Origin of the sequence: Corynebacterium sp. HMSC073B01 (assembly GCF_001838255.1) — a bacterium.
Lineage (GTDB): Bacteria > Actinomycetota > Actinomycetes > Mycobacteriales > Mycobacteriaceae > Corynebacterium > Corynebacterium jeikeium_D.
The window spans coordinates 1-11,207 of record NZ_KV836181.1 but is presented as its reverse complement, the minus strand read 5'-3'; the positions used below and the strand labels follow the sequence as shown (position 1 = coordinate 11,207).

Genomic DNA, 11,207 nt, shown 5'->3' with positions numbered 1-11,207 from the left:
CCGAGCGGACACACTTTTTGTCACTTAACCCCCTAGGCACGCCTAAGAAACTACTCCCAAGACTGTGCTCGTCAACATCGGTCTGGCACTTGACAAAAACATAGGGACACCCCCCGTTTACTAAACGAGCAGCATCCGCGTCCTACCCATGCAGGCGGTTAGCAGCGCAGACCAAAGCGGAGAGCACGGAAGCCTCCGGAGTCTGGCCGAAGCCCATGGTCCACACATGGTCATTGTTGTGACCTGCATAGACAAAGGTAGCGGTAGCTTCGAAGATTTCGAACTGGTGGAATTCCACGATTTCCACGCGGTAACCTGCATCAGCCAGCAGATTAGTGCAAGCCGACACCGGCCCCATAGCGGTAATCTCCTGGGTGAAGGTGTGGGTGTGGTCGTCCTTGTCGGTCAGTGTTAAGTCAGCGTTGAAATTCCAGCGCCCCAGGGTGCCGCGGGTTGCCTCGAAATTCTTGATCTGAACCGGGCCGCTCGTGGGGGAGTAGGTGTCCTTGAACTTCTGCCAGTTCATGCCACGAGCTTCTTGCCTTAAGCCTCGAGGCAGGCGATGTCCGAATCGAGCCCTAAATGGATCGTCGGAATAAGTTCGCACATTGCCGTCGTCCTGGTGCTCCAACGAAGGGCGCTTGCCCGTGAACGTCGTCGAAGTGGACATGTTCTTCTGGGTGCGAGTGGGAAACATTCTTTTCTGGTCCTTTGCTTAGTTGCTTTTGCTGTGAGTGGCGGACCAACCAAGTGCTTTGAGAAGTTGCGGCCAGAGACCCCGTGTGGAGGGGTCAGTCCTGTCGGCCTCCACCGGGGTTCGTAGCCTTCGCTACTCGAATAAGAATGTTCTGCTGCATGGGTGGAACCTTACTACAGGTAAAAGATGTGACACAAGTCATTCAATCAATATCTTTGGTGGATTCTTTGCTGTCCCCGTTAAATTCCGTTGACAGAGGCCAGGAAAACCGCCTCGCCAATAGCGATGTCGCGAATCTCGTTCGGGTCGACCGATTCATCAGCCGAGTGAATGCGGGCCTGTGGCTCTTCCACACCGTAGAGTGCGATGTCAGCACCTGGTACGGCCTCCAGCAAAGTGGCGCACAGCGGAATCGAGGCTCCCTCGCCCATGCTTGCCGTCTCCTTGCCGTAGGCGGCCGACAGGCTGTCGGCAACCAGCTGCACAACCTTGCCCTCAACATTGGCCCGGAATGGGTTCGCTAGCTCGTCGCGCTCGACCGTCACCTTCACGCCCCACGGAGCATGCGCGCGCAGGTGATTCTCCAGTGCCTCCTGTGCTTCGGCCGGGTCGACGCCGCCTGGGATGCGGAAGTTGATGTGCGCCATAGCAGTCGATGAAATTGCGTTGACAGCATTGGTCGCTGGTGGGCAGTCGATTCCGGTCACAATCACAGACGGGCGAGCCCAGGTCAGGTCAGAGACGGAAGCGTCCTCGTTGCTAATTAGGTCCACGCCGTCGAGTACACCTGCGTCGGCGCGGAAAGTCTCTGGCGCGTAGTCCAGCCCCTCCCAGCGCTGCGAGCAGTCCAGGCCGTCAATAGAGGTAAAGCCATTTTCATCGCGCAGGCTGTCGAGCATACGAATCAACGCCGCCAGTGCATCCGGAGCTGCGCCGCCGAACATGCCCGAGTGCACCGGCTGCTCCAGCGCATCGACGCGAACTTCCACATCGGCGGTGCCGCGCAGGGTGGTCACGAGTGTCGGCTGGCCAACCTCGGCATTGCCGACATCCGCAATGAGGATGACGTCGGCGTCGAAAAGCTCCGGCTGCGTGGCGATGAGGTTGTTCAGGCCCGCCGATCCGCGCTCCTCGGAGCCTTCCACGATGAGCTTGATGTTTGGCAGATCGACGCGGCCCGCAAGTGCGTCGTCACGCAGCGCGCGCAGCGCAGCTAGGTGCATGACCACGTTGCCCTTGCAATCGGCGGTGCCACGGCCGTACCAGCGACCGTCGCGCTCGTCGAGCGTCCATGGATCTGCGGTCCAGGCGGATTCGTCGCCCGCCGGCTGAACGTCGTAATGGGAGTAGAGCAGTACGGTCTTCGCGCTTTCCGACGACCCGGGGACGAAACCCGACAGTGCAATCGAGCCGTCGACGGTGTGGTGCGCCTCCAGTTCGATGCCCAGCTCTGCGTACATGTCGGTAACCGCCTGAGCTGCGTCAATGCAGGCCTGCTTGGTTTCTTCGGTGCCGTGTACGGAGGGGAAGGCCACCAGCTCGGTCAGCTGGGTGCGGATGGTCTCGCGTTGGCTGGAGATGTGGTCTCGCAGGGTCTCCGTGAGTTCCTTATTAATAATGCTCATGTGCGACAGTGTAGGCGCACAACCATGATGGCGTTGGAAGTGACGCCAGGAGTGACAGTGCTTAACCTTGCACTCGATGGGGTTGAGTGCTAGAAAAGTGAATTAGCACTTGCTCTAATTGAGTGCTAATAAAAACAACTTCACACCTTGTGTATGCGTGTGCTGAAACAAGTGTTGAAAAGTCGTTAAAAAGTACAGTGTTGACTCCGGTGATGGAGAGGGCGGCGCTTCCCTCGAATCACATGCCGTCGCGGGCGCCTGGGTCAACTTCCAATGTAAGTGCCACATAAATAGACGGAGGATTCTTCAAACCTCATGGCTAAGATGATTGCATTTGACGAGGAGGCCCGCCGCGGTCTCGAAACGGGTCTGAATACCCTGGCAGACGCTGTCAAGGTCACGCTGGGCCCGAAGGGTCGCAACGTAGTCCTCGAGCGCAAGTGGGGCGCACCGCTGATCACCAACGACGGTGTCTCCATTGCACGTGAAATCGAACTTGAGGATCCTTACGAGAAGATCGGCGCTGAGCTGGTCAAGGAAGTTGCCAAGAAGACCGACGATGTCGCTGGTGACGGTACTACTACCGCTACCGTTCTGGCTCAGGCTCTGGTTTCCGAGGGTCTGCGCAACGTTGCTGCTGGCTCCAACCCGATGGGCATCAAGCGCGGCATCGAGAAGGCTGTCACGGCTGTTACCGAGAAGCTCCTGGAGTCCGCTAAGGACATTGAGACCAAGGAGCAGATTGCTGCTACCGCTGGTATCTCCGCTGCTGACCCGGCTATCGGTGAGCTGATTGCCACCGCTATGGACAAGGTCGGCAAGGAAGGCGTCATTACCGTGGAAGAGGCCAACACCTTTGGTCTCGACCTGGAGCTGACCGAGGGTATGCGCTTCGACAAGGGCTACATCTCCGGTTACTTCGCCACTGACATGGAGCGCCAGGAGGCCGTTCTGGAGGATCCGTACATCCTCCTGGTTTCCGGCAAGATTTCCAACATCAAGGACCTGCTGCCGCTGCTGGAGAAGGTCATGCAGTCCGGCAAGCCGCTGCTGATCATTGCTGAGGACGTCGAGGGCGAGGCTCTGTCCACCCTGGTCGTCAACAAGATCCGCGGTACCTTCAAGTCTGTCGCTGTCAAGGCTCCGGGCTTCGGCGACCGTCGTAAGGCAATGCTGCAGGACATGGCTATCCTGACCGATGGCCAGGTCATCTCCGAGGAGGTCGGCCTGTCGCTCGAGACCGCTGACCTGCCGCTGCTGGGTCGCGCTCGCAAGGTGGTCGTCACCAAGGACGAGACCACTATCGTCGAGGGCGCTGGCGAGCAGTCCGCTATCGAGGGCCGCGTCAACCAGATCCGCGCTGAGATCGAGAACTCCGACTCCGACTACGACAAGGAGAAGCTGCAGGAGCGCCTGGCTAAGCTCGCCGGCGGTGTTGCAGTTATCAAGGCTGGCGCCGCAACTGAGGTCGAGCTCAAGGAGCGCAAGCACCGCATTGAGGATGCCGTCCGTAACGCAAAGGCTGCTGTGGAAGAGGGCATCGTCGCAGGTGGCGGTTCCGCACTGCTGCAGGTCTCGCACGTGCTTGACGACGAGCTGGGTCTGACCGGCGACGAGGCAACCGGTGTCCGCATCGTGCGTGCGGCTCTCGCAGCTCCGCTGCGCCAGATTGCTCTGAACGCTGGTTTCGAGGCCGGCGTCGTTACCGAGAAGGTTGCTTCCCTGCCGCAGGGTGAAGGCCTGAACGCTGCTACCGGCGAGTACATCGACCTGATGGAAGCTGGCATCAACGACCCGGTGAAGGTTACCCGCTCCGCACTGCAGAATGCCGCTTCCATTGCGGCTCTGTTCCTGACCACCGAGGCTGTTGTCGCTGACAAGCCGGAACCGGCTATGCCGGCAATGCCGGGTGGCGACGAGATGGGCGGCATGGGCTTCTAAAAGAGGTCCCGACTGCTTGAGTTAGCCTAAAAAGCGCCGCTGAGGGAAATCCTCAGCGGCGCTTTTTGCTGTGTAACTTGAGAAAGTTTTAAGTCCCCGAACCCACCCTCGTTGCATCAGACGCCTCAGCGCTTGGTAGTGAAAAATAACCGATGATCTGTACCCATGTACGCAATGACGAGGACTGTCTGTTATTAATCCTGCTGCCTCAGTACAGGTGAGATCTTTAGGTGTCCCTTTAAGGCCAGAGACAGGCCGTCGCGCTCGCCGACAATCTGGATGCAACTACCGACTTATCAAAATGTGAAATTCTTCTGGTTTCGCTACCGAACCCTGCCACTTTGCTATTCGGCCGGCTTATTCGCGGCCTCGATAAGCTCGGTTGACCAGTTCGCCTGCTGAATACGGGTATCCAAGTCCCGGTATTCCTTCGCCGCCTTGTCGGCTTTCTGGCGCAGCGACCGGATATCCACAGTGGCGACATAGCGAATCTCCGAAGCTGAGTATCGATCCCGCCGACCCGAGCCCTGATCGGCTGCGGAGGTGTAGAACCGCCGCCGTGTTAGCAGGTGGTCGCGCTTCGCAAGTGCGTCGCTAAGCGTTCCGTCCTCGAAGGCAGTAGCGGAATTCGTGGCATTAATCGAGCGCACCAGCCATTCGAAGCGCGCCATCAGACGCTCGGCTTCGGCAATAAGCGCTTGCGGATCTTCATCAGGCGTATCGCCTTCCTGCACCTGCGCCACCAGCGCGAGACGGCGATTAATCTCAGCCAGCCGGTCGGAAACTTCGGATCGTGCGGCAAGAGCCTCGGATAACAACATGGCATTTATTGTACGCGCAGTGCTTATCGACGGTCGCTGCGTGCAGTCCCACCCCCTCAATTTCGGTAAGACGGAACGTTAACTGCTGGGAAATTGCAGGTAAGGGCACCCGCATGGGGGACGTGTGGTAGAGAAATTCAGTAGGATAAGGGGTATGGCTGACAAGAATGAAGAGGAATTCCACATCGTCGATTTGGCGAAGACCGAAGGTTACGTCGTCGATGATTCTGATGAGGACGATCCGGTACTGGTCACTCCAGACGGTGAGCGGGTTGATACCTGGCGCGATGGCTACCCGTACGAGGAGCGCATGACGCGCAAGGAATACGAGTCTATTAAGAGGAAGCTGCAGATTGAGCTTCTGAAGTGGCAGAACTGGACCAAGGAAACTGGTCAGAAGCACATCATCCTCTTCGAAGGCCGTGACGCCGCTGGTAAGGGCGGTACCATTAAGCGCTTTAACGAGCACCTGAATCCGCGTGGTGCTCGAACTGTGGCTCTGGAAAAGCCGTCGCCGCGTGAGTCCACCTCGTGGTACTTCCAGCGCTATATTGAGCATTTTCCGTGCGCTGGCGAAATCGTCTTCTTCGACCGTTCTTGGTACAACCGTTCGGGCGTTGAGCGCGTGATGGGTTTCTGTACTGAGTCTCAGCATGCAGAGTTCCTGCGTGAGGTTCCGATGCTGGAGAACATGATTCTGGGCTCCGGTATTTCGCTGACCAAGCTGTGGTTCTCTGTGACCCAGAAGGAGCAGCGCACTCGCTTCGCAATTCGCCAGGTTGACCCGGTACGTCAGTGGAAGCTCTCTCCGATGGACCTCGCTTCGTTGGATCGTTGGGGTGACTACACCCGCGCAAAGGAAGAGCAGTTCCGCTATACGGATACCGATGAGTCCCCGTGGATTACCATTAAGTCCAACGACAAGAAGCGTGCCCGCATCAACGCGATGCGTTACGTGCTGAGCAAGTTTGAGTACACGGAGAAGGACCACGAGCTGGTTGGTACTCCGGACCCGAAGATTGTTAAGCGTGGCCGTGACCAGATTGGTGACTAGCTCGGTGGTCCGTGACTGACAAAGTTCTTGTCTAGAAGAAACGCCCGTAGGAGTGCTCAGGCACTCGGCGGGCGTTTTCTTATGGCTGGCGGCGGCGCTGGCAGGCGATGACGTGGTCACGGCTTGCGGCTACGAGCAGGCAGCCGGCGTCGGCGTAGGTGCCGTCGATGAAGATTTGGTCGTAGATTCGGTTGGGGGCTGGGGTACTGGGGACATCGATGAGCCACAACGAGGTGAACCGGCGGTCGAGCGTGCGCCGGGAGACGTGCAAGGTGTCGGCGACCTCGGTTAAAGAAGCAGTGCCGGTGACGTAGGCGTGAAACGCTTTGAAATCCCGGGTCTGGGTCTGATCGAGGCGGCGGTGTGTGGTGGAGGTTCCACAGTCAGGGTTTTACACCGCCACCTGGTTGTCCCTTTGGTTGTGGTGCCGTTTTTCTTCATTTGCCCAGTGCATACGGGGCATCGGGGTCTGTTATGAGTCACCCAGAAAGACAACCAAGACCCTGCTACCACATGTAGGAGCCATTCCGGTGGATTGAACAAGAAACGGGCTTGAATAAGGTCTGGAACCTTATTTAAGCCCGTTTTATGCAGCTTGATCAGCAGATATGCTGAAAATCAGACACACTTTTGGGGATGCGGACGTATTGTCACTTAACCCTGGGGTGGAGTGGGGCTTGGGTTGAAGCAGGGGCAGGTTGTTGGCTTGTCCGGCACTTATGGCCAGTTTTCGGGGACTTATCGATGTATTCTCCTGACTTATCGATGGTTTTTCGGCACTTATGCGCAAGCTGCGGGCCAGGCCCTCTCACTTGTCGATGCGCTATTCACTTGTGGCCACGCTGCAGCGCATCGATAGGTGAATAGCGTGGCCACAAGTCGTCGGATGCGTCGGCCAGCTAGCATTGCAGCCCGTCAGCTTTTTAGTCCGTCAGGCTTTGGCCCGCCAAGTCAGTTTTTCGCCGCCAGCTTGCAGCCTTTACCCCTCAATCAACTCCTGACCCCAGTAGGAATCTGGGGTGGTGCCAGGGGCAATCCAATACACAGCGGAGCCGATGTGACGGTTCCACTCATTGAGCAAATCGCCGCGATCCAAACGAGCCTGGATTGCGCTGAACTGGTTGTCCGGGTTCTTCTGGAATGCAACCCAGACCAGGCCAACGTTCGGTCCTTCGAATGGGAAAGCTGGCTCACCGGGCTGGTCTTCGTATGCATAGGCGCGGCGACGCAGGGCGTCGTCAGGCTGGCCATCCTGCTCACGGGACAGTGCCAAGTGAGACTGGCGGTGGATGAGGTACTCGCCCTGGTCATCGACGGCGTCCATGTCCTCTTCATCGAACTCGTCGTTGCCGCCGGAAAGAGGAGCGCCGGTGTGGAAGTCACGACCGATAACGATGGAGCGTTCGTCGGTGCTGAGCTCCTCCCAATTGTTCAAGTCGAGCGCAATACGGCGAACAACCATCACGCAGGAGTTGTTAATCGCCTTGTCCTTGGAGTCGATCCACACCTGTTCGGACCATTCATCTGGAGTGGACGGGTTGACGGTGCCGTCGAGCTGACCCAGCGGGTTGCGTGGGGTAGCGCCGTGAGGCTGCGAACCCCAGGCGTAGGAAAAGCCTTTCTGGAACCACTTCACGCGAGCCCACGGAGCCGCCTTCTTTTCCAGTAGACGGGACGCGGCCGTAACGGTGACGAGGTCATCACCGCACAACTGCAGGGCGAAGTCAGACTGACCCCACTCAGGGCGGAGCATGTCATGCTGGAATGACGGGATATCGTGCAGACCAGCCGGCTTGCGCTCTGGTTTGCCGAGGACGTCGAAGATGCGCTCACCGAAACCGGCTGTGATAGTCAGGTTTGCAGTGGCTGCGACCATTTCCGGTTCCAGATACCCCTCGATGTCCTGGCCTTGGGTGAGGCGGCGGGCAACGTCGGTAAGCGAGGAGAACAGTTCCTTCAGATCTGCTGCGTCGATGCCGTCCTTCAAATCGAATGCGACGAGGCGGAGATGTGCTTGGCCGGGCTGTTCAACGCCTGACTGGACCGGGCCATCGAACGGAATCTTGGCGCCCCTCAGGGAAGGTCCGGAAGCCTGTGTCACTCGAGGTCACTCCTTGAAAAGAGGTAGAATAAATAGCTTTTATGACTACGAGCTTAATCACTTTGGTCCCAGCAGGAGAGCATCAAAGCAAAGGCTCGGGGAGGGGGCTAAGTGAATGAGATATTTGTATATTGCGATATACTTCACATCCACAGCCGCCTCGAAGGTGTTCATTAAGGAAAGTGCTGCATATCGCACGTTTTCCGCGCAAGGTGTGTTTTGAGCCTAGCGCGCATAAGGCCTTCGAGTTATGCAGGGGAATCCCGGTGCAAGTCCGGAACTGTCCCGCAACGGTAAGCATCACTGCCAGAGCTTTGGTTTATCCGACGCGTTGATAACCAATCTTGCAGTGATGACAAGTCCGAATGCCTGCCGGTTGTGCAATTTCATATCCGATGCTGATCACGACTGACGAGGAAATCACGAGATCATGGCAATTCACGCAACCCTCGCGGGCATTCCGCGGATAGGGCGTAATCGTGAGCTCAAAAGAGCTCTGGAAAACTACTGGCGCGACCCGGCGACCGGCGGCCTGCTGGCCGCGACGGCGCGCAACACTGTCAATAGCTACATTGGCGCAGCGCTGAAGGCAGGAATCGACTCGGTTCCGACAATTGGGCGCTCGTTCTACGACTCTATGCTGGATACATCGGCGCTGCTCGGAGTGCTTCCAGCCCGCTTCCAGAATGTCCCGAAAACGGACGGTTCCAACCTACCGGAATGGATCAACCACTACTTCGCCGCCGCTCGCGGTACGAAGACGCAACCGGCATCCGCAATGACCAAGTGGTTCGACACTAATTACCACTACATTGTTCCGGAGCTGTCAGCCGATACTGAATTTACCTCTGACCTCACTGACTGGTTGGATGATTCCTGCAGCTTAAACAATGGCGCCACCACCATGCTGCGCCCTCATTTGATTGGTCCTGTGACCTACTTGAGCCTGTCGCGTACCGACGATGATTCGAACCCACTTGGCCTTTTGGAAAAGTTGACCGATGCGTACGCGGAAATCATCGCTCAACTGGGGGATAAGGGCTTTGAGTGGATTCAGCTCGATGAGCCAGTATTGGTCACTGACCTCGATGAAGTGACTCTTGCTAGGACTCGCCAGGTCTACGAGAAGTTGGCCGGCGTGGCGGAGTCTGCGAATACCAAGTTGTGGGTGCAGACCTACTTTGGTGATGGTGATCAGGCGCTGGAAACCCTTTCTGGCACAGGCGTGCAGGCCATTGGTTGCGACCTGGTAGCAGGTAGCTCCGAGTTGCCGCGTTGGACCGGCAAGGAACTGCTGGTTGCGGGCATTGTCGATGGTCGTAATGTGTGGCGCACCGACTTGGATGCAGCTCTGGCGACGCTGGAGAAGCTGGCAGCCCGAGGCCCCATCGCGGTGTCGACTAGCTGTTCGCTGCTACATGTCCCGTACTCCCTGACCTCGGAAAACCCGAGCGAAGAAGATGCCGAGGTGCTGCAGTGGCTGGCCTTCGGCGATGAGAAAATTGCCGAGGTGACCCTTTTGGCGAGGGCGCTTGATGCCAAGTTGAATGACCGCCAACTCGATGCCGCGGATTTGAAGGTGTTGAGGGAGTCCCGGGCAGCACTGGCATCGAGGGCAGAGTCGAAGCGGATTGTTAAGCCTGAAGTTCGTGAAGCTTTGGCGGCAATCGAGGATAGCGACCGTAACCGTTCCCCGTTTGCGGCTCGCCAGGCGGCTCAGGCTGAGACCCTCGATCTGCCTCCGCTGCCGACCACCACAATCGGTTCCTTCCCGCAGACCAATAGCATTCGTCGTGCACGTGCGCAGCTGCGCACGGGAGAGCTCACCCCAGCTGACTACGAGTCGGCAATGCTCGCTGAAATTCGATCTGCCATTGAACAGCAGGAAGAACTGGGGCTCGATGTGCTGGTTCACGGTGAACCTGAGCGCAACGACATGGTGCAATACTTCTCGGAGCAGCTGGACGGCTACCTTGCCACCACCAATGGCTGGGTCCAAAGCTATGGTTCCCGCTGTGTGCGCCCGCCAATTCTCTACGGTGATATCACCAGGCCAGAGCCGATGACGGTGCAGTGGTACAAGGCAGCGGCAGACATGACTGACCTTCCCGTCAAGGGAATGCTCACCGGGCCGGTGACCATGTTGGCATGGTCGTTTGTCCGTGATGACCAGCCCATCGGTGACACTGCGGATAACGTTGCGCTGGTTTTGCGCGATGAGATTGCAGATCTCGTGGCCGCTGGAGCGCAAATCGTGCAGGTCGATGAGCCAGCCATTCGCGAGTTGCTGCCCCTGAATGAAGCGGACCAGCCCGCCTACCTGAAGTGGGCCGTAGGTTCCTTCCGTCTGGCTACCTCTGGTGTGGCTGACGACATTCAGATTCACACGCATATGTGCTACTCGGACTTCAATGAGCTTATCGACACCGTCGATGATCTCAACGCCGATGTCACGTCCATCGAAGCAGCTCGCAACGGTATGCAGGTGCTCGCAGCGCTGAAAGATGAGGGATACGTTCGCGGGATTGGTCCAGGTGTCTGGGACATCCACTCGCCTCGCGTGCCGACGGACGGAGAAGTCAACCAGCTCGTGGAAGATGCGCTTGAAAGCGTTGACCCCAACCTGCTGTGGATTAATCCGGACTGTGGTCTAAAGACCCGAGGTTGGGAAGAGGTTACGGCTTCACTGAAAGTATTGGTAGCCGCAGCTCAGCAGGCTCGGTTGCAGCTAGCAGAGTAAGTCGCGAACTGCATAGCCGCAAAATAAATAGTGGGTTAAGTAGCAAAAAGTGTGTCCGCTCGGCGTGTCGCCGGGTGGGCACCTTTTGCTACTTAGCCCTACTTAGCCCCAATGCGAGTTAGTGACCTCGGTTATGGCTGGCAGCGGGCCAATGGAGTTACTGACCGCGTTTATAGCAAAAATTGTCCGAAAAATGGCTGGTAGGGTCAGGCGGTCATTGCATCATGG

7 protein-coding genes, 1 pseudogene and 1 riboswitch are annotated in these 11,207 nt (G+C 57.7%); of the genes and pseudogenes, 3 read left to right on the top strand and 5 right to left on the bottom strand.

The window, feature by feature from the left end:
- Positions 1-142 precede the first annotated feature (142 nt).
- Positions 143-697, bottom strand: a complete 555-nt coding sequence (locus tag HMPREF2849_RS09110) for a 2-isopropylmalate synthase (protein ID WP_048731724.1) — start codon at positions 695-697, stop codon at positions 143-145.
- Positions 698-936: 239 nt separating this feature from the next.
- Complete coding sequence (locus HMPREF2849_RS09105; protein WP_070862901.1) at positions 937-2,322, bottom strand: dipeptidase; 1,386 nt, start codon at positions 2,320-2,322, stop codon at positions 937-939.
- Between the two features lie 315 nt (positions 2,323-2,637).
- On the opposite strand from HMPREF2849_RS09105, the gene groL reads away from it, so the two are divergent.
- Positions 2,638-4,263, top strand: a complete 1,626-nt coding sequence (gene groL, locus HMPREF2849_RS09100) for a chaperonin GroEL (protein ID WP_038626677.1) — start codon at positions 2,638-2,640, stop codon at positions 4,261-4,263.
- 344 nt (positions 4,264-4,607) lie between these two features.
- Here groL and HMPREF2849_RS09095 read toward each other — a convergent pair whose 3' ends face one another.
- On the bottom strand, positions 4,608-5,084 hold the full coding sequence (locus HMPREF2849_RS09095; protein WP_049190643.1) for a DIP1984 family protein: 477 nt from the start codon (positions 5,082-5,084) through the stop codon (positions 4,608-4,610).
- A gap of 154 nt (positions 5,085-5,238) precedes the next feature.
- Here HMPREF2849_RS09095 and ppk2 point away from each other — a divergent pair, with 154 nt between their 5' ends.
- Positions 5,239-6,138, top strand: a complete 900-nt coding sequence (gene ppk2 / locus HMPREF2849_RS09090; RefSeq protein WP_005510168.1) for a polyphosphate kinase 2 — start codon at positions 5,239-5,241, stop codon at positions 6,136-6,138.
- Positions 6,139-6,241: 103 nt separating this feature from the next.
- Here the strand turns inward: ppk2 and HMPREF2849_RS11035 are convergent.
- Both HMPREF2849_RS11035 and HMPREF2849_RS09080 read right to left on the bottom strand, forming a co-directional pair.
- Positions 6,242-6,579: pseudogene (locus tag HMPREF2849_RS11035) on the bottom strand (IS256 family transposase); the annotation flags it as partial.
- A gap of 538 nt (positions 6,580-7,117) precedes the next feature.
- Positions 7,118-8,239 carry a Dyp-type peroxidase gene (locus HMPREF2849_RS09080; protein ID WP_070852091.1) on the bottom strand — a complete coding sequence of 374 codons (1,122 nt, stop codon included), beginning with the start codon at positions 8,237-8,239 and terminating at the stop codon, positions 7,118-7,120.
- A gap of 209 nt (positions 8,240-8,448) precedes the next feature.
- Positions 8,449-8,631: riboswitch (cobalamin riboswitch) on the top strand.
- 38 nt (positions 8,632-8,669) lie between these two features.
- On the opposite strand from HMPREF2849_RS09080, the gene metE reads away from it, so the two are divergent.
- Positions 8,670-10,979, top strand: a complete 2,310-nt coding sequence (gene metE, locus HMPREF2849_RS09075) for a 5-methyltetrahydropteroyltriglutamate--homocysteine S-methyltransferase (protein WP_070856098.1) — start codon at positions 8,670-8,672, stop codon at positions 10,977-10,979.
- Positions 10,980-11,207 lie beyond the last annotated feature (228 nt).